At 29.8% G+C, this 24,353-nt stretch carries 27 protein-coding genes and 2 pseudogenes; 9 read left to right on the plus strand and 20 right to left on the minus strand.

The genetic code is table 11. From position 1 onward, the window contains the following. Window positions 1–132: 132 nt before the first annotated feature. The 4 genes from PG914_RS00620 to ybaK form a co-directional block, all read right to left on the minus strand. Entirely contained in the window at window positions 133–930 is a 798-nt protein-coding gene (locus PG914_RS00620) for a ZIP family metal transporter (protein ID WP_488821746.1), read from the minus strand. A gap of 99 nt (window positions 931–1,029) precedes the next feature. Beyond that, a complete protein-coding gene (locus PG914_RS00625; RefSeq protein ID WP_488821747.1) occupies window positions 1,030–1,533 on the minus strand; it encodes a P-loop NTPase family protein in 504 nt (167 codons plus the stop codon). Between the two features lie 54 nt (window positions 1,534–1,587). Next, window positions 1,588–2,622, minus strand: a complete 1,035-nt coding sequence (locus PG914_RS00630) for a M42 family metallopeptidase (protein ID WP_488821748.1) — start codon at window positions 2,620–2,622, stop codon at window positions 1,588–1,590. A 15-nt stretch (window positions 2,623–2,637) separates the two neighbouring features. Beyond that, a complete protein-coding gene (gene ybaK, locus PG914_RS00635; RefSeq protein WP_488821749.1) occupies window positions 2,638–3,105 on the minus strand; it encodes a Cys-tRNA(Pro) deacylase in 468 nt (155 codons plus the stop codon). Window positions 3,106–3,327: 222 nt separating this feature from the next. On the opposite strand from ybaK, the gene PG914_RS00640 reads away from it, so the two are divergent. From PG914_RS00640 to PG914_RS00650, 3 genes are read left to right on the plus strand one after another with little or no spacing between them, the layout of a single operon-like run. Continuing rightward, entirely contained in the window at window positions 3,328–3,501 is a 174-nt protein-coding gene (locus tag PG914_RS00640; protein WP_488821750.1) for a hypothetical protein, read from the plus strand. A 3-nt stretch (window positions 3,502–3,504) separates the two neighbouring features. Next, entirely contained in the window at window positions 3,505–3,816 is a 312-nt protein-coding gene (locus PG914_RS00645) for a hypothetical protein (protein WP_488821751.1), read from the plus strand. Further along, entirely contained in the window at window positions 3,791–3,925 is a 135-nt protein-coding gene (locus PG914_RS00650; RefSeq protein ID WP_488821752.1) for a hypothetical protein, read from the plus strand. Before PG914_RS00645 ends, PG914_RS00650 begins: the two co-directional genes overlap by 26 nt. 237 nt (window positions 3,926–4,162) lie before the next feature. Here PG914_RS00650 and PG914_RS00655 read toward each other — a convergent pair whose 3' ends face one another. The 3 genes from PG914_RS00655 to PG914_RS00665 form a co-directional block, all read right to left on the minus strand. Then, window positions 4,163–5,578: a flotillin family protein gene (locus PG914_RS00655; protein ID WP_488821753.1), complete on the minus strand. Its 1,416-nt coding sequence runs from the start codon at window positions 5,576–5,578 to the stop codon at window positions 4,163–4,165. 170 nt (window positions 5,579–5,748) lie between these two features. Next, on the minus strand, window positions 5,749–6,492 hold the full coding sequence (locus PG914_RS00660) for a phosphotransferase (RefSeq protein WP_488821754.1): 744 nt from the start codon (window positions 6,490–6,492) through the stop codon (window positions 5,749–5,751). Between the two features lie 16 nt (window positions 6,493–6,508). Then, on the minus strand, window positions 6,509–7,063 hold the full coding sequence (locus PG914_RS00665; RefSeq protein ID WP_488821755.1) for a hypothetical protein: 555 nt from the start codon (window positions 7,061–7,063) through the stop codon (window positions 6,509–6,511). A gap of 242 nt (window positions 7,064–7,305) precedes the next feature. On the opposite strand from PG914_RS00665, the gene PG914_RS00670 reads away from it, so the two are divergent. Continuing rightward, window positions 7,306–7,545 carry an ASCH domain-containing protein gene (locus PG914_RS00670; protein ID WP_488821756.1) on the plus strand — a complete coding sequence of 80 codons (240 nt, stop codon included), beginning with the start codon at window positions 7,306–7,308 and terminating at the stop codon, window positions 7,543–7,545. A 28-nt stretch (window positions 7,546–7,573) separates the two neighbouring features. On the opposite strand, the gene PG914_RS00675 is transcribed toward PG914_RS00670, so the two are convergent. From PG914_RS00675 to PG914_RS00710, 8 genes are all read right to left on the minus strand, one after another. Next, window positions 7,574–8,215, minus strand: coding sequence for a peptidylprolyl isomerase (locus PG914_RS00675; protein ID WP_488821757.1), 642 nt, complete (start codon window positions 8,213–8,215; stop codon window positions 7,574–7,576). Window positions 8,216–8,285: 70 nt separating this feature from the next. Then, window positions 8,286–9,176: a GHKL domain-containing protein gene (locus PG914_RS00680; RefSeq protein ID WP_488821758.1), complete on the minus strand. Its 891-nt coding sequence runs from the start codon at window positions 9,174–9,176 to the stop codon at window positions 8,286–8,288. A gap of 449 nt (window positions 9,177–9,625) precedes the next feature. Further along, window positions 9,626–10,411, minus strand: coding sequence for a LytR/AlgR family response regulator transcription factor (locus tag PG914_RS00685; RefSeq protein ID WP_488821759.1), 786 nt, complete (start codon window positions 10,409–10,411; stop codon window positions 9,626–9,628). A 284-nt stretch (window positions 10,412–10,695) separates the two neighbouring features. Further along, window positions 10,696–11,829, minus strand: coding sequence for an N-acetylglucosamine-6-phosphate deacetylase (nagA, locus tag PG914_RS00690; RefSeq protein ID WP_488821760.1), 1,134 nt, complete (start codon window positions 11,827–11,829; stop codon window positions 10,696–10,698). 218 nt (window positions 11,830–12,047) lie between these two features. Further along, window positions 12,048–12,539 carry a GNAT family N-acetyltransferase gene (locus PG914_RS00695; protein WP_488821761.1) on the minus strand — a complete coding sequence of 164 codons (492 nt, stop codon included), beginning with the start codon at window positions 12,537–12,539 and terminating at the stop codon, window positions 12,048–12,050. A 27-nt stretch (window positions 12,540–12,566) separates the two neighbouring features. Further along, complete coding sequence (locus PG914_RS00700; RefSeq protein ID WP_488821762.1) at window positions 12,567–13,586, minus strand: hypothetical protein; 1,020 nt, start codon at window positions 13,584–13,586, stop codon at window positions 12,567–12,569. Next, window positions 13,583–14,464 carry an ABC transporter ATP-binding protein gene (locus tag PG914_RS00705; protein WP_488821763.1) on the minus strand — a complete coding sequence of 294 codons (882 nt, stop codon included), beginning with the start codon at window positions 14,462–14,464 and terminating at the stop codon, window positions 13,583–13,585. Before PG914_RS00705 ends, PG914_RS00700 begins: the two co-directional genes overlap by 4 nt. After that, window positions 14,451–14,792 carry a GntR family transcriptional regulator gene (locus PG914_RS00710; protein ID WP_488821764.1) on the minus strand — a complete coding sequence of 114 codons (342 nt, stop codon included), beginning with the start codon at window positions 14,790–14,792 and terminating at the stop codon, window positions 14,451–14,453. The genes PG914_RS00705 and PG914_RS00710 overlap by 14 nt, the downstream gene beginning before the upstream one ends. A 223-nt stretch (window positions 14,793–15,015) precedes the next feature. On the opposite strand from PG914_RS00710, the gene PG914_RS00715 reads away from it, so the two are divergent. From PG914_RS00715 to PG914_RS00735, 5 genes are all read left to right on the plus strand, one after another. Beyond that, window positions 15,016–16,185: an aminoacetone oxidase family FAD-binding enzyme gene (locus PG914_RS00715; protein ID WP_488821765.1), complete on the plus strand. Its 1,170-nt coding sequence runs from the start codon at window positions 15,016–15,018 to the stop codon at window positions 16,183–16,185. Window positions 16,186–16,525: 340 nt separating this feature from the next. Then, window positions 16,526–17,650, plus strand: coding sequence for an ABC transporter ATP-binding protein (locus PG914_RS00720; RefSeq protein WP_488821766.1), 1,125 nt, complete (start codon window positions 16,526–16,528; stop codon window positions 17,648–17,650). Continuing rightward, entirely contained in the window at window positions 17,637–18,467 is an 831-nt protein-coding gene (locus PG914_RS00725; protein WP_488821768.1) for an ABC transporter permease, read from the plus strand. Before PG914_RS00720 ends, PG914_RS00725 begins: the two co-directional genes overlap by 14 nt. Continuing rightward, window positions 18,464–19,327: an ABC transporter permease gene (locus PG914_RS00730; protein WP_488821769.1), complete on the plus strand. Its 864-nt coding sequence runs from the start codon at window positions 18,464–18,466 to the stop codon at window positions 19,325–19,327. The genes PG914_RS00725 and PG914_RS00730 overlap by 4 nt, the downstream gene beginning before the upstream one ends. Continuing rightward, on the plus strand, window positions 19,324–20,472 hold the full coding sequence (locus PG914_RS00735) for an extracellular solute-binding protein (protein WP_488821770.1): 1,149 nt from the start codon (window positions 19,324–19,326) through the stop codon (window positions 20,470–20,472). Before PG914_RS00730 ends, PG914_RS00735 begins: the two co-directional genes overlap by 4 nt. A gap of 61 nt (window positions 20,473–20,533) precedes the next feature. Here the strand turns inward: PG914_RS00735 and PG914_RS00740 are convergent. The 5 genes and pseudogenes from PG914_RS00740 to PG914_RS00760 form a co-directional block, all read right to left on the minus strand. Then, window positions 20,534–20,886, minus strand: a pseudogene (locus PG914_RS00740) (cupin domain-containing protein). A 16-nt stretch (window positions 20,887–20,902) separates the two neighbouring features. Then, entirely contained in the window at window positions 20,903–21,625 is a 723-nt protein-coding gene (locus PG914_RS00745; protein WP_488821771.1) for an alpha/beta hydrolase, read from the minus strand. A gap of 31 nt (window positions 21,626–21,656) precedes the next feature. After that, window positions 21,657–21,788, minus strand: a pseudogene (locus tag PG914_RS00750) (GrpB family protein); the annotation flags it as partial. Between the two features lie 206 nt (window positions 21,789–21,994). Continuing rightward, window positions 21,995–22,402, minus strand: coding sequence for a DUF5071 domain-containing protein (locus PG914_RS00755; protein WP_488821772.1), 408 nt, complete (start codon window positions 22,400–22,402; stop codon window positions 21,995–21,997). A 223-nt stretch (window positions 22,403–22,625) separates the two neighbouring features. Further along, window positions 22,626–24,350: a hypothetical protein gene (locus tag PG914_RS00760; protein WP_488821773.1), complete on the minus strand. Its 1,725-nt coding sequence runs from the start codon at window positions 24,348–24,350 to the stop codon at window positions 22,626–22,628. Window positions 24,351–24,353: the final 3 nt, after the last annotated feature.

Here is a 24,353-nt window from a genome sequence, read left to right on the forward strand (position 1 = left end):
TAATTTTAAAAGACTTCATCCTCAATTATCGAATAGACTATAATATAAATACCAAAGTATGATTTAAGTCCTCTATGAAAATAAAAAGTTCGACCATATCATAATCGAACTTCAAAATAAATAATCTTTGAGTTATCCTAAAGCAACATCTAAAATCATCATAATGACAAATCCAAGCATGACACTCCAAGTCGCTAAGTGTCCATACTCATTCATATGACCTTCAGGAATTAATTCTTCAACCACAACATAAATCATGGCACCAGCTGCAAATGCTAAGAACCAAGGAATCAGTGGAGCAATGGATGCTGCAAGTACTAATCCAACAACTGCAGCAATTGGTTCGACAACACCAGAAAATGCTCCAAATAAGAATGCTTTATGTTTGCTTCCTAATTCTTCTGCCATTGGAAGAGAAACTGCTGCACCTTCAGGAAAGTTTTGTAAACCAATACCGATTGCAAGACTTAAACCTGATGCTAATGATACAGTTTGAAGTGTACCTTGAGTTGCAAGTGCAACACCAAATGCAAATCCAACCGCTAATCCTTCAGGTATGTTGTGAATTGTCATTGCAAGAAATAGTTTAGTAGATCTTGATAATTTATTTTTCACACCTTCTTCTTGATGTGTCTCACTGTGAAAATGAGGTACGATTTTATCAATTGCAAATAAGAATAATCCACCAAGAAGGAAGCCTAGCGCAGCAGGAATAAAAGCAAATGAACCCCATTCTTCACTTCGTTCAATGGCAGGTATTAATAATGACCAAATAGATGCAGCAATCATAATCCCTGCTGCAAATCCTAAGAAGATTGTATTTAATTTTGGTGTGATACCATTTTTAAAAAAATAAATAAGTGCGGAACCTGAAGTTGTCATCACAAAGATAAAAGCAATACCAAATATGATAATTTGTGTTTCTGTCATATGAACCACTCTCTTTCTTTATTATTATAGCAATTTTTTTCAATTAAGCTTTCGTAAGTTTAACGCTTTACTAAATGAAACTAAGAAAGTAAATATATATTAACCTTTATCTTTTATTGTTTCAAGAAACAGATTAACTTCATCTCTTGTATAAAAAGTATACACATTTCCTTGATATTTTTTTAATGCTTCGATAATGCCAGGTCTTTTATCTTTGTTGAAATCTCTGATATATTGTTCAAATTTAGGATCATAAAACTCCTTACAGTCTGCTGTCATATCTACTCTTACTTCATTTTTAGTGATTCTTTCTTTCCAAGAATTTATACAAAATTCTGTTTCAAAATCTAAAAATATGACAGTGTCTGCATATTGAAGTCTTAATTGTAGAGTTCTTTGATAATTTCCATCTATAATCCACTCATCTTTGATAAGTTCTTTTTGTAGTTCTAAATCAAAGGTTTCAAAATCAACCATAACCCAATTTGGTTTCCAAAATATTTTATCTAAATGGATGAGCGGTAGTTTTAATTTTTCTTTTAGTTTTATCGACAATGTCGATTTTCCACTTCCAGGAGAACCAATAATAATTATTCTTTTCATATAGTCTTTTTTAAAAATTAAGGTTTGATAAACAACATCAAACCTTATTTTACTTTATTTAATGAGATAAGTGTAAATTAATTTAAGGGTATTTTCAATACCTTTAATATGCGTACGTTCCATACCATGTGATGCTGAAACACCAGAACCAATGAGCGCACCTTTAATATCAACACCAGCTCTTCTAGCAGCACCAACATCACTTCCATAGAATGGGAAAATATCAACTGTATAGTCAATACCATTTTCTTTAGCCATTTGAATTAATCTTGTTGTTAATTCATAATCGTAAGGACCACCTGAATCTTTCGCACAAATTGAAACAGCATATTCTGACCCTGCTAAATCAAGCCCAATACAGCCCATATCAATTGTTACAAACTCAGAAACACTACGATCTACAATCGCTGCACCATGGCCAACTTCTTCATAAGTGACAAAATAAATCTTGGTATCATGTTTAAACTTGATATTGTTGTCTGATGTGTATTTCAATAACATCAGTAAAATAACCACAGAAGCTTTATCATCAACAAATCTTGTCTTTAAGAAGCCTGAATCAGTAATCGTGAACTTTGTATCATATGCAACAATATCACCGTTTTGAATGCCCAATGCTTCAACTTCAGCTTTAGAAGAAACTACTTCATCCAGTCTAACTTCTAGTTCATCAATGTTTCTTGATTTTGTATTCGCATCTGAAAACACGTGTACCGCCGGCGATGTTGAAAGGATTGTCCCAGTATATTTTCTGCCATCTCTTGTATAGATTGTGCAATATTCACCATCTAGGGTTGGTGTTGAAGGTCCACCAAGTAAAGTTAAGGCTAACTTACCATTTGGTTTAACACTTCTAACCATCAAACCTAAAGTATCTGTATGTGCTGATGTAGCAACCACTTTTGATGAATCTAAACCTTTAATAGAAACTTCTAATGCTCCAGTGTTTAAAATCTTTGAGGCATATCCATATGAATCAACGTGTTTTTTCACAAGTTCGATTACATTATCAGTAAAACCAGTTGGAGAGTCACATTTAAAGATTTCTTCTGCTACTTTTCTAAAATAATTATTATCAAATTTAATCATGTTTAATACTCCTTATTAAGTACTTATTATATCAACAAATTCTGCATTTAAGTAATTCATTAACTGGTTTGGATCAATCTCAATTTGATATCCAACTTTGCCAGCTGAAACATAGATTGTATCATATAAAATTGCTGTATCGTTGATGACTGTCTTAAATCTTTTTTTCATACCAATTGGTGAACAACCACCATGAATATAACCTGTAAGTGGCAATAATTCTTTTTGTGGAATCATCTCAATTGATTTAACACCAACAATTTTAGCTGCTTTTTTTAAGTCTAGCGTATTTGAAACTGGTACACAAAAGACATAATAATTTTTATCATTCCCTTTTGTAACAAGCGTCTTAAATACTCTATCTAACGCTTCATTAAGTATGTTTGCTATTTTTTCACCATCAACTAAACTTGGGTCGTATGTTCTTGCAACATATGAAATTTTAGCTGCATCCAAAAGACGCATGACATTTGTCTTTTCCATAAAGACTCCTTAGAAAATATCTATTACAATTGTAACATTTTGAACAAATGATTACCTTCATCTTGTTAAATTAATTTTATTATTTTTTATACAATATGTGAGTTTTATCAATTTTTATAAATTTCGCACCTTTAAATGCGCCATTGAGGGAATTTTTCTGCTTATATAACTTGTTTTTTGATATTTTCTTACAGGAACTAAGTTCCACATAAGGAGGATTTTATGAGCGAAATCATTACAACCTCGACTTTTGTATTTTTAGCCTTTTACAATTTCATACTCATGATCTTAGGTGTAAAAGAAATTTCAAAAAATAAATTTGTATTGACCCATTTACAACGCAAACCAATCTTTTCAATGATATCTATTTGTTATTTAGAAAACTTATTTGAATAATTAGTGGACGGTCATCAAGGATGGATTAATTTATTCATTACATTTGGTAATTATAGTCCATTTATGTTTACCACAATTACAATTATAGTGAGTTTAAATGCAATCTTTGACACAGCTTATTCTAGTTTAAATTTAAATGGTAGACATAATATTTACAATCGAGTTTTAACCGATAATTCATATATATCGATGATCTTTTATTTCATTGGATTAACTACACTTGTTTCTTTTAACAACATTATTATGTATTTCATTCAAAGAAAGAGAATTTCTAAGGAGGAAAAACTTCATGATTCAATTACTATACTATCTTAGATTTTTCTTAGTTTTAAGTTTCACTATGTTTGGAATTATCTTTGCATTTAGAAATAACAGACCAATGTCAAGCAATGTCATCTTATTTATATCTTATGCAATCAGTTAAGAAGTATTCACATCAACTGGTTATAGTTTCTTTTGCATCGGTAATAAATTCTATAGTTTCTACTTTTTTGGAAACAGTTTGATTTTAGACCAAAGATTTATCAGCATTCCAATCTTTTCACTTTTAACTTTGATGCTTGTATATTTACAACGTATATTTAAAAAGAAAGCATTCAAACAAGAAAAAAACCCTATTGAGTTCAACTCATAGGGTCTTATTCTCTTACATTAACTTACATTATTTTTTATCTTCTTCAGCTATTTTTTCTTTAGATGCAAGTTTACCTGTTGCATATCCTGCAAGTAATGATGTTAAATCAATACCTGTTGCATCTTTAACAGCTGTAATTACTTGAGTAGATGAGTTTACAATATCACCCATTAATTTAGTTGAATTGCCTTCACCATACATTGTAATCTTATCAACCTTAGTTAAAGGTTCGGCAGCTGCAGCTACCATATTTGGTAATACATTTGAATTTAGAATCAATTCAAGGACAGCCGCATTTTCCATTTTCTTCATCGCTTCAGCTTTCTTTTCAATAGCTTCTGCTTCAGCTAAACCGACTGCAGCAATACCTTTAGCTCTTTCTTCTTCAGAAATACGTGCGGCTTCAGCAGCAACTTTTATTGCTTCTGCCTTTTTAAGTTCCTCAACTAATTTTGCTTCTGCTTCTTTAGAACGAACAAATAGATCAGCTTCTGCTTGTTGTTGTGCAGCATAACGATTCGCCTCAGCACTCTTCTTAACGAGTGCTTCTAAACGTCTTTCTTCAACTTCAACTTCTTTAGCACGTAATTCAATTTCTTTACTACGTTTAGCAATTTCTGCTTCTTGGATTGCAATATTTACAGACTTAGTTTCATTTGCTTTTTGAATTTCATATGAAAGGTCTGCTGTTGCTTGTAATGCATCCGCTCTTTGTTTAAGTGCTGCTTGACGGATTGCAAGATCTGTATTTTGTTCTGCAATCTTTAATTCTGCTTCAATTCTTGCTTGGTTAGCAAGTTCTTTAGCTTGTGCACTTGCAATCGATACTTCTTTTTCTGAGTTTGCACGAGCAATTGCAGCGTCTTTTCTAATTTGAGTAACATTATCTACCCCTAAATCTTCAATGACACCATTTTTATCGCTGAAATTTTGAATGGTAATGTTAATTATTTCTAATCCCATGCGTCCCATATCTTGCATCGCAGATGCTTTAACTTGTTCAGCAAATTTATCTCTGTTTTGAACTAGTTCTTTCAATTTCATCTGACCGATGATTTCACGCATGTTACCTTCTAATACTTCTTTAGTAACTACTCTGATACCTTCTAAGTCTCTAGATAAAAAAATTTGTCCAGCCAGTCTAATAGAATCTTCATCAGTCTTAATTCTAATATTAGCAACCCCATCGACGAAAATATTAATAAATTCGTTAGTTGGAACAGCTGAGTCTGTTTTAATATCGGTTTGGATTAATGATAATGGAATCGTATCAATTCTTTCAAGAAAAGGTATACGTAATGTACCTTTTCCAATAACAACACGTGACTTTCTTGGTCCTGTAATAATAAATGCTTGGTTAGGTTTAACCTTGACATAAGATCCTGCAAAGAATATTCCTAATACAATGACTACAATAATACCTATGATACTAAGTGTTTCCACGATTTTGCTTACCCCTTTTTCATATTTTTTTACTACACTTTAATTATATATGATATTGTATAAAAATATTGAAAATATTATAAAATTTTTTTACATGGAATATCAGCTTTTATTTATATGATTAAATTCCTTATAGTGTGTTAGTTAAGCGGTTATAGATTTATAAATATTTAAGATAAAACTAGATTTCCGTTAATCATATCTACAAGGCTTTTTTTAAACTTTTCATTCGTCGTTTCAGTAAGTCTTATAGCTGCAATAAAGGGTAATATTTTATTCATTTCATCAATGGTTACGTTAAAGTTTTCTTTAACTAATTTCAAGTATTTACTTGCTATAGAAGGAATAAACTCTCGCATGATTATGTATGATCTTGTAATATCTAATATCGGATTTGATAACTTTGCATCGACCCAATCAATGATATATAATTTTTCACCTTCAAACATTATATTTTCAAAATGAAGGTCAAAGTGACATAAAGCAGATTTTTCTTCAATCGAATAAAGCGATTTGAGAGCTTTTACTTTAAATGATTCATCTAAATTAGCATCGTTGATTCTACTTTTAAAAACCAGGGATGCTTTGGGTAAATTTAAATTTGTAAAACTATGAATTCTTTTTTGAATTTCAATAAGATTCTTCAAACCATTTTTATAACCTTCATGACGCATTTTATCTGCCAGTGTAATTCCTTTAATCATATCCATTTTAATTTCTTTATTCGCACGGTCTAACTCATAATTTATAACAGGAAGATCAGTTTTTTTAGAAATCTCATTTTGAATATTTACTTCGTCTTCGATCCAAGATAATTTATAATCTGAAGGATATGTCTTGTAAGCATAAAAACTATCTGTATATATAGATGATATTCTACCTTTACCAATCAATTGTCTTGTTACTTCTCCCATATGTTTATCCTTTAATCTATTCGTAATGTTCTAATAATTCTTGTTTTGATTCTTCATCCACAACAGTTAATAGTTTTTGTTTGTAAGCAACTAAATTTTTTCCATCTTTATTAAAAACTTTATTAACTAAATCTCGTATCATGCCAACATGTGGGATACCTTTTTGATGTAAAACTTTTGAAGATGTATTTGATTCTTTATTGATTAAATCCATTAAAAATTCAAGATGAGGAATTGCTTCTTTATTTCTATTTGATTCACATAAAGCTAAACTATAATAAAGTCTAACAAATGGTCCATTTAGTTCTACCGGTTCAAGTGTTAAGTTTGGTTTATACGATTTTAATTGATCAAATAACTCTTGTTCTAATTTGTTATTACCACAGTAAACTGAATTCAACAATAAATTGAATGCATTAATGGCAGACTTTTCATCATTATAAAGTACTTCATACATCAGACTAGCAACCGCATGGTCACCTCTTCTAGAAAAAGCTAATGCTTGACTCAAATATTCATCTTTATTGATTTTTGGTTTTCTTTCTTTTTTTAAAAAATCAAATAATCCCATCTTTTTAACCTCTTATTTATGATCTTAATTGTTTAGTAACGCTTATATTTATCTTACCAAAATATTGTGACATTTACTGATAAATAATCAGTAATTTTTAAAATGAATTTGTTATATTCAATGTGATAAGAGGGGTATATAATGAGCAAATTAGACAATATTTTAATAGCTATTTTGAAATGAGTAATTAAAATAAAACAACTACCTATGCTAATTCTTATAATTTTTGAATTACTCAAAAAATGTCTACTGAACTTTATGGAAATCATAAATGTGTTGTCATAAATACCAGTGTTATGAATCTACCTTTTAAGGATTTTACCTTTGATATTGTCAAACGTGAGGGTGAATATGACACTTTAGAATATTGGCGTAGTGATCATTTCAGTTATTTTAGTTCTGAATCTAGTGTACTTGGTTATGTCTTCAACAAAGATTTGCTTGTTTTCTTCGAAGATTTTAAAGTCGTTTATCAAGAATAAATAAAAAATCCGAGTCTTTCGGATTTTTTTATACGTAAATTACTTCTCCTACTTCATAACCTCTTAAATTAACAGTTATCGATTCTATAACAATCGTTGTTAATGGTGCATCACTTGCATTGGTTGGTGTATTAGCAATTTGATCTAAAACATCAAATCCACTAATCATTCCACCGAAACTTGCATAATCATAATCAAGGTAAGGATAATCTACATGCATAATAAAGAATTGTGATGTTTGTGAGTTATAGCTTATAGCAGTCCTAGCCATAGATAACACACCTCTTGTATGTTTTAACGGATTAGCAAACCCATTTCTTGCAAATTCGCCAGGAATCGCTTTTCTGGTGTTTTTAACCATACCACCTTGAATCATAAAGTTTTTAATCACACGATGGAAAGTTGAATTATCGTAACTTTGATCTTGAATATAAGTTATGAAATTATTAACAGTATTTTGTGCAAGACTTGGAAACAGTTGTGCTTTAATCTCACCTAAATCTTTAATCTTGATTGAAACTACTGGGTTTTCTTTATTTAAGTATTGATAATAATCTAAATCTTTTAATAAATCATAGTTTATATCATCATCCGTTGGTACCTCAATATTGTTACATGCAACTAATGTGATTAAACTAAAGGCTAACAAGATGAATAGAATCTTTCGCATAAAAATCTCCTTATGTTGTTTTTGTCTTTGATATTATAACAAAAACAATCTAGATTTTACTAAAATATCACTATTTTTGACTCTTGCGAGGTAGTAATACATCTACTCTAAATATTTTTTCATAATCATTAAAAGTAAATTTGATTACTCCACCATTTCTTTTAATAATTTCCCTCATTGAAGCTATTCCAATTCCGTGATTAAAATTATCTTCCTTGGTCGTAGTAAATACACCATTATTATACTTTATTTGACCAGCGTATGAATTTTCAATTTGGATAGTACTCCAAGTATCTGTGTTATAAATTTTAAGATTAATAAATCGCTTATGTACATCATTTACTTGTGACGCAGCTGTAATTGCATTGGAAGTTAAGTTATAAAACAAATTAACTTTATCAAATAGTGAAAGTTTATGTTGAGGTTCAACACCTTCAAAATTAAACGTTATATCATTAACTTTACATTTTGATACTAAATCTTGCATCATTGAATCAAAGACAAAGTTCTTAGAGAAAACCTTGCGATTCCATTCTTGATTTGAAAGTACCTTTTCAAAACTCTCAAGTACTTCGAATGCACCTTCCATATCATGATTTTTATTCAATGTACTTTTCATAACGTTAATTATGCCTTGAAAATCATGTTTAAATCTTCTAAACATTTCATAACTTTCTTCAGTTCTTTTATAATGTTCAAGTTGTAATTGGTATTGTTCAGATATAATTTGTGATCTTTGAAATAACTTCAAATATTTAAATTTTCTAACTGAAAAATTTACAAAAACAAACATCAAAATATAGAGCATCATACATGTTGTTGTAATTATGATTAAATATTTATACTTTGATTCTAAAAAAGTTAAGTCATTTTTAAGTGATAACGTATTAATGATACATAATTGAATACAAGCAAAAATTTGATAAAAATTTGAAAATACAATTGATTCTTTCAAATTCATAAAAGTTTTGAATTTTGTATCTAAATCAAGCATATTTCTTATTAAAATAAAAGTAAGTACTGCAATTATAAATGTGATTATAGAAATCAAATTATACATATTTGACTCACTTACAATCAACTTTCCACCAAGTATCCACATTGAAGCGAAACTGTTAAGAATATTTCTCATACAGTTTGCATTAAGAACAATTAATGAAGCTACAAAAAAAGATTGACAATAACCCAGTGAGGTTGTAACTCGAATCATAAGAAAAATAACACTTAAAATGAGTGAAAAAATCAAGGTAGGATAACTTTTATCTACAAAAGTATAGATGAGTATAGTTGCAACTAAACAGACAATAAGAATCCATAATGGCTTTTCTCTCCTTGGGAATAGCCTATTAAAATATGTTACAAAATAAAGATTATAAAGAATCATTAAAATAATAGAAAATATATATATCATTAAAAATCAACTTTCAAATTAGGAGCTATAGAATTTTCAACAAACTTTAACAATGCTTTTTCAAAAGCACCAGCATACGTTCTACCTAAAGGTATTTTATTACCATTACTTAAAACTATTTCGTTCTTATATACTTCTGAAACTTTATGTAAATTAACAACATAAGAACGATGAACTTGGAAAAAGTGATTGTTTAGATTATGCATAACATCGTTTAAATTCGCATAAAATTTTTGAGTTTTTTTATTATAGTTAATTGTCACAACTTTATTCCATACTTCAAAATAATAAATATCTTTCATATGAACTAAATACTTTATACCACCAAATTCAAAATAAAATAAATCATTATGAACATTTTGAATTCTACCTAGTACATTAGATAATACTTCTTGAAATTTATTCACATCACATTTTTCTTTAACTAGATAATAATCTGCTTGAACTTCAAATGCATCATATACATAATCCTCTGTTGATGTTAAAAAAATTATTTTAGAAAACGATCCTTTTCCTCTTAATGTTCTAACAACATCAATACCATTTTTTTGATGAATCATAATGTCCATAAAGATTAGATCATACTTAGAAGGGTTTTCTTCTAAATCAAAAAGTAATTCTTCAGCAGTTTGAAATACTTTTAATGTCATTCTTAAATTTAGTTTTTTAGCGCATGTATCTAAAAAACTAGTACAATGTTCAATATCTATCGGATCATCTTCACACAATGCAAAATTCAAGATATGATCATTTGTGTTATATTTTATTTTTTCTAGTGCATACATAAAGAATTCCTCAAAAATTAGAGTATTTTAGTTTTTTGATTTTTTAACGTTCGTGTATTAATAGTGTATATTTTTGAACGTTTCAATGATAATTTTTTATACAATAAAATATTCATTATGTTTATTTTTACAATTTTAATTATTAACTTATAATTTGATTTTTCTATTCAAGGTGTTAAAACTTCCATTCAGGGGTTTTTATAACAAAAGATAAAAATTTATGATAGAGTCTGTTTTTACATAAAAAAAGTCCGAAGATTTTCAACTTCGGACCAATCATTATTTTAGGCTTTAAAAGCTGATTTACCATTAATAATTGTTTCTAGAACATTAAATTCTTTATCTACAATCGTTAAATTGGCTTTTTTACCAACAGCGATTGAACCAACTTTATCAAAAATACCAAGTTGTTTTGCAGGATTTACAGATGCAAGAATAGATGCTTCTACCATTGTTAGACCTAAATCAAGAACTAAGTTTCTATAACCATCATTCATTTTAAGAATAGATCCTGCTAATGTACCATCAGCTAATCTTGCTTCATTATTCTTAACATATACAGTTTGACCACCTAATTCAGACTCGCCACCATCAGGTAAATATTTAGCACGCATTGAGTCAGTAATTAAAATCATATTTTCAATGCCTTTTGATCTAAGTAAAACTTTTGCTGCTGGAACTGAAACGTGAATCTTATCAAAAATTAATTCAGCATTTAATTCATTATGTAATAATCCAGCACCAACAACACCAATATCTCTATGATGTAATGGAGTCATTGCATTATAGAAGTGAGTAAGTGATGTCATACCTGCTTCAATTGAAGCTTTTACAGTGGCATAATTTGCTTTTGTATGAGCTATACTTGCAACAATATTGTTTTCTTTTAGGTACTTAGTTAATTCCATTGCACCTTCAATTTCAGGAGCAAGTGAAACTTTTTTAATTAAGTTTTCAGCACTTTTGTTAAACAATTTAAAGACTTCTACTGTTGGTTTAATAATACAGTTTTTAGGTTGTGCACCAGCCGCACCTTCATTAATGAAAGGTCCTTCTAAGTGAATACCATAAACTTCTGTAGCAAGTGGATTCTGTTTTTTATAATATTTTGCAATTGCTGTTAATGCTTTTTCTACGTTTTCAATAGTTTGAGTCATGGTCGTTGGTAAGAATCCAGTCGTACCTTCTTTAACTAAAGACAAAGCCATATTTTCAATCGCTTCAGGTGTTGCATCCATTGCATCAAAGTTATTTGAACCATGAATATGAACATCAATAAATCCTGGTACGATAAAATTAGCATCCGCTTTTGGTGTATTACCTTTTTCAAAGATTTCAGTAATCACTCCATTTTTAACAATTACATCCCCAAAGATAATTCTATCTTCTAAAATGATATTTACATTTCTAATTAACATGATAAATTCTCCTTTAATCTGTCGAGATATTTCAATCTTAATTATAGACTTTTATTTTATATAAAACAAATTAAAGACTGAATAATGAAAATTATTGTCAAAATTTAAATTATGTTTGTAAAAACTGTTTAAATCTTTTCAATGTTTAAAAATTAAATTAATTGGAATATTAAATAAAAAAACATCAAAACAATATGCATTTTGATGTTTTTAATGTCTTATAAATCTTTTTGATATGCAAGTCGTTCTCGATCTTTGCTTTGATTTAGCAAAATAATTCCACAATATGTAAAACCTAATTTTTTTAGTAAAATTTGCATAGGAATATTGAATTGATGGGTATCAATTCTTATACTCATCGCATCTAAATTTGTAAAGACATAGTTAATCAACTGTGCAGAAATACCTTTATTATAATATCCCTTTTTAGTTGCAATTCTATGAATCACTTTATAAGGTTTATCTGAAAGCCAAGCTCCATTGATTACATCATAGGTATTCTCATAATCAAAAACTGACATGACACCTCGTATTTCATTATCTTCTTCGTAAACATAGATGGCTTCTTTACTAAAATCATTCATGGTTACTTCAATTGATGGATAGTTATTTTGCCACTGTGGAGAACCATATGAGGCAATCAATAATCTACCATCCGCATATATGCTTTGTACTGCTTCTAAATCATTAATATTAGCTTTTCTTATCATCAATCTACTCCATCTTATTACAGTAGATTATACCATTATGAACAATCCATTCATTGTTGCGATTGCATTAATAAGTATACCTACAAATGTGCTTGCAAAAATGATAACGAAATAATACCATTTGATCTTAAATGTCCGCTGATGAATCACATATCCAACATATCCAGCCATGAAAAACAATGCAAGCCATGGAATATTATTAAACACGATAAAATTAATACGAAGAAATACAGTTAATGTAATTAAGTATATAGGAATGAGTATTTTGTATCCAATCCAAGTATTACTTACTTGATAAACATCTTCTGGTTTTAAATCTTTAGTGAAAACTAAACCAAACGTGCCTACAACTAATCCGACAATACTCCAGATCCATAAACTGTTTTGCATTCTGAATAAAATAGCTTCTTCTATGTATCTCTTCGTAATAATATGATCAAAATAATTGAATAGTTCTAATATATGGTTGAATGGGAAAAATGATATTGTTTTATTAGGATATAACCCAAAGATATAAGTGATTGTATTTAATACTAAGAATGGTGCAAGAATATACAACAAAATAAACAAGATACCATCAACAATACGATTACTTCGCAAGAATATAACGGTGTTAAATGCATAGTAAGTAATCAAACCTATAAGTCCTAAGAAATATACTGGTAAATACCATTCATAGTCAAAATTAAAACCTCTTGAAAAGGTAATAAGTACACCAAGGATATAAAGTACACTATAAGAAACAATAAGTTCCATTAAACCTTTTAAAAACAATATAAAGTGTACGTGTCTTTTAGTCAGTGGTAATGCATAATATAGATCTGAACCTTTAGTTGTTTTTAAACTTGAAAACTCATAAACTGGAATAAAAATTGTAGCAATAATTAAAAAAATTGCAAAAGAAACTAAGTTAGCCGTTCTGCGATACGCAATGGGGTCATTAACTTGTGCAAACATGATTGGAATAATATAAACTAGTGTTCCAATGATTGTTAAGAATACGGTAGGCATTAACATTTGTTTGTAATTAAATTTAAAATATTTCATTTTAAATACCCCCTTGACTCAACCTCTTCAATAAATAAATCTTCAAAGGAAACATACAACTTATCAACGAAGAAAGGTTTATATTGTTTTACTTCCTTTGTAAAGTTTTCTTCATCACCTTTAAAGGTAATTTGGTACATTCTACCTTCTTTTTTCAAACTGACTACTTGTACACTTACAAATGATTCTTTTGTTAATATGAATTCTGTTGCAAATTGATATTTATGCATATTACTTAATGCATTATCAATTGAACCAGCTGATAAAATTGTTGTATGGTCAATAATGCCATAGGAATCACATATATCTTCTAATTCTCTTAAGGCATGTGATGAAATAATAATCGTTGTATTTTTGTTTGTTGAAAGATCAATTAATGCACGTTTAAAGTGAAGTCTTGCAAGTGGATCTAATCCATCAAATGCTTCATCAAGTAAAATGTATTCCGGTTCTGAAGCTATTGCTAGTGCAATAAATAACTGTCTTTTCATTCCCTTAGAATAATTATGAATTGGTTTATTTGGGTCAAGTTTAAATCTAGTTAAGTGTTCATAATATGCATCCTCATTAAAATGATAAAAACTCTCAAATAAATTCTTTAATTCTTCCCCAGTTAAACGGAATGAAAAATATGGATCATCAGCTAGGAAAAATACTTTGCTTTTCACCTTAGGATTATCAAATACTTCGCTACCTTCTATCAGTATTTGGCCAGATGTAGGTTTATATACACCACTCATCATTCTAAGAAGTGTTGACTTACCAGCACCATTAATACCAACTAGCCCAAAGATTGAACCTTTTTTGATGGTTAATGAAATATCTTTTAGTACCTGTTTATCACCAAATTGTTTAAAGACATTTTTAATCTCTATCATAATAATCACCATATACTTTCTTAATGAGTTTCAGCAATTCTTGATACGATAAACCTTCTGCTTTATATTTCTTTAAATCTTCTTCTATTTGTTTGTGTAAGTTATCTGCCATTTTTATATTTTTAACAAAGCTACCTTTTTTAAAGATTGTTTCAATATATCCTTCATCTTCTAACATGAGAAAAGCACGATTAACTGTATGTGGATTTAATCCTCTATTATCTGCTACCTCACGTACACTTGGTAATTTGTCACCTGGTTTAAATACACCAAGTAAAATAAACTTTTTATACGCTTCATAAATTTGAATAAACAGAGGTTCTTTCATGTTTTCCCTCCTTCTGTATCATCTGCATCATCTGTGTTATCTGTGTTAATTATATAACAAATATTTAGACTTTCAATTAAAATTACTTTTATCATATTTTTAAAAATCATGATGCTTTTTATAAACTGTTTTACAGTTTAATTGATAATCTCAGCACGAGTACGATGAAGTAACCTTAGCACATGTTATAATGTTTCTATATATTTTATAGAAGGAAAACTAAATGAATCCTATTGTTATAATTGGTGGTGGACCTGCTGGCATGATGGCAGCAATATCTGCAAAAATGCACCATAAAAATTATGAAGTTATATTAATAGAACGCGGTAAAGATTTAGGCACTAAAATGAAGTTAACTGGAGGTGGCAGATGCAATGTGACTGCCAGAATGCCAGTTGATGAAGTGGTTGAATACATTCCTAAAAATGGAAGATTTTTATATTCAACATTAAACGCTTTTGGTCCAAATGAAATCATTGCATTTTTTGAAAAATTAAATTGTAAATTAAAAGAGGAAGATCATTCTAGAATGTTTCCTCAATCAAATAAAGCTCAAGATATTGTAGATACACTAAAAGCTAAAATCAGAGAATTAAATGTCACTGTCAGACTAAATAGTTATGTCTCTGATATTGATGTTGAGAATAAACAAATCATCATTGAAGATCAAAAATTAAGATATCAACACTTAATCATTGCAACCGGTGGTATAACACTTCCACAAACAGGTAGTGATGGTACTGGCCATAAACTAGCAAAAAAATATGGACATACAATTACTAAATTACTCCCTGCTGAAGTACCACTGGTATCAAATGATCAGTTCATTCATGAAAAGACGCTTCAAGGTTTATCATTTAAAGATGTCAGTTTATCTGTCTATGATGGAAAGAAAATTAAGAAAACAATTACACATGATTTATTAATTACGCATTTTGGTTTATCTGGACCTGCTGCACTTCGTGCATCATTCTATGCTTTAAACTTACTCGAAGAAAAAAATGAACCAGTTAGATTATCGATAGATTTTCTACCAAGGGTAAGTTTAGGCGAGTTAGAACAATCAAAAACATTAGATGATTTGTTTAGAGATCACAATGTGCCAAAGAGATTAGTAGATTTTTGCAAGGATACTCAAGGTAAAGATTACTTAAAAATGTTAAAAGATTTTCCAATGACAACTTATGCAACTAGAGGTATTGGTGCTGCCTTTGTAACCAATGGCGGGGTCACTGTTAAAGAAGTCGACCCAAAGACAATGCAATCAAAACTTAATCCATATGTATCATTCTGTGGTGAAGTCTTAGATATTAATGCCTTTACAGGAGGATTTAATATCACATCTGCATTCTCAACAGGTTATACTGCAGGCATGAATGTAAACTTAGATTAATTAAAATGAAAAGTTAGCTTATTAGGCTAACTTTTTTTCTTTTTATTTAAACTATAAAACTGATTTGATAATTTCAAAAACACTCTTAACATTATTCAACAATGAAACACTCTAAACTGAGGTTAATGCTTACTCTCTAAAAAATGCTTAAATTATGTGTTAAATCAATTTAGTCCTCTGATTATAATAATGGCTTTATGAGGCTGTCAAAATCATTTGTTGAAAACTTGAATTTTAAGAGATTAATAAATTAAAAAAATGCTGAAATATTATGCTTGCAAACTGTAAAAATTAGTATATAATTATTGCTTGTAAAATTAATTATTATAGGAGTCCGACATTGGATAAAAAACCTTTAATTGAACTCATCGATATTAGTAAAATATTCGATGCAGAAGCTGTTGTAAATCACATCAATTTAACGATTTACAAAAACGAGTTTGTAACTTTATTAGGTCCTTCAGGATGTGGTAAAACAACAACATTAAGAATGATTGGTGGATTTGAGAATCCTGATTCAGGAACTATTCTCATTGAAGGTAAAGATTTTTCTGATATTCCTTCATATGCTAGACCAATTAACACTGTTTTCCAAAAGTATGCATTATTTCCTCATTTAAATGTAATTGATAATGTGGCATTTGGTTTAAATCATCGCCCACTTAGTTATCTGCAAGATTTTTATAAGGATCGAATTGCAGCGGCAAAAGATCAAAAAAATATCCGTAAACTGATCAATACATTAATTTATGAAGATGCTAAATCTATGCTTAAATTAGTGAAACTTGAAGGTTATGATACACGTAAAATTAATCAACTTTCAGGTGGTCAGCAACAACGTGTTGCACTTGCAAGAGCTTTAATCAATCGTCCGAAGATTCTTCTACTTGACGAACCATTAGCAGCACTTGATTTAAAACTTCGTCAAAACATGCAATATGAGTTAAAAGAAATGCAAAATAAATTAGGTATTACATTTATTTTTGTAACTCATGACCAAGAAGAAGCTATGACAATGTCAGATCGTATTGTCGTTATGCGCAATGGGGTTATTGAACAAATCGGTGTACCTAAGAAAATCTATAATGAACCAGTTAATCGTTATGTTGCAAGATTTATTGGTGAAACAAATATTTACCCAGGTACAATAACAGACAAAAACGAAGTAACTTTCTTAGGTAGTAAATTTAAATACATTGGTTACGATGAATTTAACATTGGTGATGCAGTTGATGTTGTTATTCGTCCTGAAGACTTTGACGTTGTTCCAATTGAAAAAGCAACAATTAAAGGATTAGTAACCTTCTCGCTATTTAAAGGGGTTCATAATGAACTTGTTGTTAATGTAGATAATCAAGAAGTTTTAGTTAGTGATTATGAATCATTCGAACTTGGCAGCGAAATCGGATTGAAAGTGGACCCATATGAAATTCATTTAATGAGGGTTTCAAATGACAGTAAATAGTTATAAACATCTATCTAAACCTTATACAATTTGGATTATGGTATTAGTCTTTATTCCAATGCTTGCATTAATTGTATTAGGCTTCACAGATATGACATCAAATATTTCGTTCTCAAATATTAATTTCACTTTAGAGAATTTTGATATGTTTGGCGAGAAATCTATTGTCACTGCTTTCTCAAATAGTTTAACTTATGCTTTTTTAACAACTATTATCAGTTTTATTATCGGATATTTACTTGCATATATTATTTATCGAAGCAAGTTTAACAATAAATTCGCAATCATGACAATTATGATTCTTCCAATGTGGAGCAACCTCATTTTAAGAATTGATGCATTAGCAAACATTATGAATGAAAACAATATTCTAGTTGATTTAATTGGTTTTAGCCCATTAGGTGGCTTAATTGGTACACCAACCGGTATTTTAATTGGTATGGTCTTCACATATGTACCATTCATGATTCTACCTATTTATACCGCATTAGAAAAGATTGACCCAAGTTTAGGCCAAGCTTCTTCTGATTTAGGATTAACTCCATTAAAGACATTTCTTTATGTGACATTCCCACTTTCATTTAAAGGTGTGATTACTGGTGCGATCATGGTATTCTTACCAACCTTTTCAGGATTTGCCATACCAAAGATTTTATCTAGAGGTAACATGGTTTTCTTAGGAAATATCATTGAAACAAAATTCAATTACACAATTTTTAATGATGGTGCTTTACTTGCTGCATCAATGTTATTAATTATTTTCGCAGCCATCCTGCTAATTCGTAAATTCGACAAGGAAGGAGAAACTTTATTATGACAAATCAATATGAAAAAGCAAAAGTTTCAGATTATGGCTATAAAGATTATTCATTTTTAAAACCAATTGGTAAAGTGTTCTCGATTGTATTTACAGTCACTATGCTTTTCTTACTTTATCTACCAATTATTGTCATTGCTATACAGTCAGTTAATTCAAGTAAAAATACTTCTTCATTTGATAGTTTTACATTCGAATGGTACCTAAATATTTTTAACGAACCTGACTTATTAAATGCAATTTCAAACACATTTTTAGTTTCTGCAATTGCAACAACAATAGCAACTGTATTAGGAACACTCTTTGCGATTGGTATTTATAATCTACCAAAGAAAGCTCGCAGTAGAATTATGTTCTTAAATAATGTACCTATTTTAAATGCTGATATCGTGACTGGTTTTTCATTAATGATTATGTTTAGATTTTTAATGATCATATTCCCTGATATCTTCGGACTTACAACTTTAGTACTTGCACATTTATTCTTTACATTACCTTATGTAATTCTTAGTGTTATACCAAAATTAAAAGAGCTTGATCCTAATTTAATAGATGCAGCTCAAGATTTAGGTATCAAACCTAAGAAAGCAATTTATTTAATTATTGTGCCAGCAATTAAAGCAGGTATCTTCTCTGGAATGATTCTTGCCTTAACCATGAGTATTGATGACTTTGTCATCAGTTTCTTCACTACTGGTGCTGGGTATGATAATCTGTCAATTTGGATTTATGGTGTACTTGGTCGTCGTAATTTAACACCATCAGTCTACTCATTTTCTACTCTATTAACCCTATTTACACTCATAGGATTAATAACCGTACAATTATTACAAAGAAAGAGAAAGGGAAAGAAAAAATGAAGAAATTAGTTATCACAATGTTTGCTATCGTTTCTGTCGCTATGCTTGCTGCATGTGATTCAAGAGACGTATTACGTATTCTTAACTGGGGTGAATACATCAATGATGATGTCGTCGCTGCATTTGAAGAAGCAACTGGATATCGTGTATCAATCGATGTCACTGACTCAAACGAATCTTTTTACTCAAAAATTAAAAGTGGCACAACTGCTTATGATATTGTAATCCCATCGGATTATATGATTGAGCGTATGGTCGATGAAGATATGTTAATCAAACTTGATTATTCAAAATTACCAAATCGTTCAAATGTAACATATATGGATGGTGTTAATGATATCTTCGAAGCTATGACTGCTACTACACTTGCTAGAACCGGTAAAACTGTTGATTACACAGATTATGCAGTACCTTATTTCTGGGGTTCATTTGGTATCATCTATAACAACCGTGTTCCTGGTTTAAAAACTGCACTTGAAACACATGGTTGGGCTGCTTATTTTGATCCAAGTTTAACACCAGCTAATGTTAGACGTGGTATGTATGATGTTCCACAATATGCTTATGCAGCTGCTTCTTTCTATTTAGAACAAGATGTTAATACAGTTACAACTGCATCACTTGCTGCTGCAGAAAATGCAATTATTCAAGCTAACTTTACTGAATGGGCTGATGATATGCTTAAACGTAATGTTGAATCTAATAACTTAGATATGGCATTTGTTTATACAGGTGACTATCTTGACCGTTTATACATTCAATTAGAAGAAGGTAAAACATTAGAGGAAGTTCAAGCCTTATTTGATATTTACATTCCTGAGACTACAATGGGCTTTATGGATAACTTAGTTATTCCAAATACTTCAAGACAAGTTGATATGGCTCATGAATTTATTAACTTCTTATTAGATTCTGAAATGGTTGCTTTAAACAGTGAAGTTGTTGGTTATGCAACTGCTTTAGTTGAAGCATATGACTTAATTGTTGCAAATCTAAACAGTGATGATGAATGGTATCATAACTGGGCACTTGCTAACTTAACTTATTACAACAAAAATGCAACTAATCATTTAGTTCCATTAACTACATTATCTGCAGCAAATATTGATAAAATCAATACTATGATTGATAATGTCCGTTCATAAAATAATATATTTCAAATAATAAAAAGGTGACTTCCAAACTTGGAGTCACCTTTTTTACTTATTAATAAATAATTCCATCTGTGCGAGAATATCCTTCTAGTGAATTCTCACGCACCTGGATACAAACATATGAAATCCCTGAATCTTGACTTGCAAAAAATTGTCTTTTACCATTTGGAGAAATTCTAATCCAGTCTCCAGCAGTAAGTTCTATTTTTTCATCATCAATGATGACATGACCATTACCTTCAATAATAAAATATATCTCTTCATTCTTTTTATGTGCATGTACAAATGGTACAAAACTACCAGCACTTAAATTATTTACAGAAATCTCTGCACCAGTTAAGTTTAAAGTATCATGTAGCTCAGTTCTTCTATTTTTCTCACATGTGTCATTGTGTAATTTTTCATCTTATGTCTCCTTTGTTTAGTTATTTTCTAAATATGTGCTTATTATTTCAACAACTTTTAGTTGTTGTTCAAAGATGCTTATCGTATTTATGCCATCACCTTTTTGGGCTCCATACCAACCAAAACCACCATGATTCCCACCTTCAATAACTGCTTCTTCATAATTTGCATAATTTGATAAACTTTCAGTATACGCCGTTTTATTCATAACTAAATCATATTGAGCAGTTATTAAAAGTACGGATGCATTATCTATCGGAGTGGTTGTATAACTTGCAAGTAATATTAAATGATCAACATTTGTATGACTAGATGTAATCATTCCACCAACTGTTCCACCTAATGAGTGCCCAATGATAATATTGGGTAAACTATCTGATATAAATTTTTCTGTATATGTTGGAGTAAGGATTGCTAAATGGAAAAGTTCCTTTGAAACTGTGACATTATATCCTTCTAAAGATAACTTAAATGCTAAAAATAAATAACTCTCAGTATAGACTAATCCTCCTGGAATAATCACGATTTGAGCTTTAGGATTATTAACAGTTAAACGGTAACTATCAAATTCTTCTTTAAATTCAACTACTTCGGTATCAAGTGCATCAATCGCTTCATACATTTCATCCAGTGGTTTATATGCTGTTGATGAATAAATCGTTAAACCAATCAGTAAGAGTGTAAATAATGACCCCAACGAAATCAGAGTCCATTTAATAATCTTTAATACAGTTTTCAAGGGTATTTCCTCCGTAAAAAAAAGATAAATATTAGATAAAATATTTATTTTGATATAATTTTTTAGCTAATTCAGTATATTTATTAACGAAATCAGATTTAGCATTTGTATAAGCATCTCTGTTTTTTTCATATAATTTCCAAAGAGACTTGGCAAGGATTTCAGACTAATTTCGTAAGTAAGAACATCAATAGAACGATCATCATACTCGACTCTCCACATTATGTTCATGACTATGAATATGAATCGATAAGCACTGAAATTACTCTTTTTATCACTGATTTGGCTGATTAGATAATTGAATAACCCCATAAGGTCTAATATTAGAAAAGCAAGTGTGAATTACTACCGCTTGCTTTTCTTAATGTTCTATTTCCTAAGTAGGTTTAACCATTCGACCCATTGATCATCATTATCTTCTTTGGCTTTAGTTATTGCCTGATTTACATATACTTCTATTTTCGAATACAAAATCTTCTTTAGTCTATCCAAAATGATTGTTGCACCAGGCCAGTTCAAATCTTGTAACCAAACAAGAAGACCTGGTAATAGGCTAATGATTTCACCATCGGACTTATTACTTATGACGATAGCACAACCTTCAGCAACATCTTTCCACCATATTTCATTAGTATCATAAAGTTCAACTTCTAATGGTGATATTAGCACTTTCAAATCATAATCTTTCCTATTTGATAATGCCTTAATTGCTCTATTTTGTTTTTCTTTGTTATTCCAATCTAACTCTAGCAATAGTGTTCGAATCTCACTAGTCATTTCATCATACCCTTCTTTTCTTTAGAGTAAACATTAGTAAATTATTCTTTATCAATTTATGAATAAATAGACTTACATCATTTGTTAATCACTTATTCTATTATCGCTCATTTTCATAACATCCTAAGTGTTCTTCTAGTATTCTAGGCATTGGTTATCTAAAAGGTTTGTCACAAAAATTGCCTATTTAATCCCTATAAATTACTAAATTGTTAACAAGTGTTTAAATCACTTCAAGATTAATAACTTTCCCAATAGTATAATACCCATCTAAGACGATATATAGTGTAATTGAATAAGTGTTTCCGGCTTCATATTTCGATAATGATCCGCCACGGTGATAAGTATCAACTCTACTGAAATACTGTTCTTCTACTTCTGTTAATAAATCAAAATTGATATCAAATAGGATTCTATCCGTTTGTCCTTTAGTAATTGTAAGTGTGTTTGTCAAAGGATTATATGTATCGTGATTAATTCTTATAACATCCTTACTAAAAGTTGTATCATAAATAACTAATACAATATCGTAGATACCAACCGTATCTATAATTAGAAAATCAGAAATATGTGGCATAATATCCATAGCATTATAATACCCATGTTGCTCACTATCAATGTTAAATGCATCTATAACATGACTAGATGGCGCGTCTAGAGGTTCAATTATCTTATTTGTGTCTAAATCATATTTTAAGTATACAACCTCACCTCTAATATTATAAAATGCCTTATACGGTATGACTTCAATCTCGATTGTTTTTTCGATTTTTAAGAAACCTAAATTGATTTCTACAACTATTTCGGTTGATCCTGGTTTTAATCCTGTAATAGCATTATAACCTTTGATATCAATATACTCGTTTGAGTCGGATTTAATCACTGTTTTATATGTAAACGCATGGTCTCTTATAGGTGTCCAACTGAGAAGGGTTTCTTCTCCTAAAGATACTTTTAAGTCGTTATTTCGATAAGGATTATCTATTCCATTTGTACTAATAAGTTCCAATGAAATATCCTCTAAAATGTATTCAAGGTTATAAACAATAGGATACACCTCATAATCATCAAAAATGATATCTGATATTTGCACATCCCCATTAAACTCCCATTTATTCTCAAATAGAATATGAAGTCCTTGAATCAAATCATTCACATATGTTACATAATAGTTTACACGTTGTTCGAGATGAGTTTGGTGATTTGGATTTTCGGACCAAAACATAGCTAATGACATACCAACTTCTAATTCAACTGTCCCAAGAACGATATCTCCAAGAATAAAATCTAGTTGATAGGTCTCTTCATCTATAAGTTCTATTGAAAAAGGAGATGATTCTACACTAAAGCTTTTAAAGACTTTATGCTCAATATAATACACCTCAAGACTCAATAAACGGATTTCATAAACACCTGCTGATTTCAAGGTTTCTGGAAAGGGCACTTTCAGATTTAAAGCGGTATTATCGGTGATATTCATTTTATTCTCAAATGTTACATCTTTGATTTCATAAGATGAGTTATTAATGAGTAGCACAACAGATGGGAAACTTATTTGATTATTATAGGTAGAATATTGATCCATGCTTACTTCAATTTCTATAATAATATCTCTATATGTACTCACATATGCGTGTTCAACATTCTTTTGAACATATACGTCTTCGATAACGGGGGTGTAGGATTTCAATAAGTTTAGATTATGTTTATTACTCTCTGTTGTGTATACCATCATAACTGTTTGGGAAATCAAGTATAGAATCGTTAACGGAATTGAGGCAAAATGAATCCATTTAATGGGTTCAAATAACCTTAGTTTCTTGATTTTTTTATTGAGTCTTTTTTCAATATACCAATTATAAAATACAAGGTATATTGTGTATATTAAAATAGATAATACGGCTAAATAAAGTAGTACTATGCCGTTGTTGTCAATAATCTTAATCATGGT

The sequence above is a fragment of the Acholeplasma sp. ORD1043 genome (genome assembly GCF_057808485.1).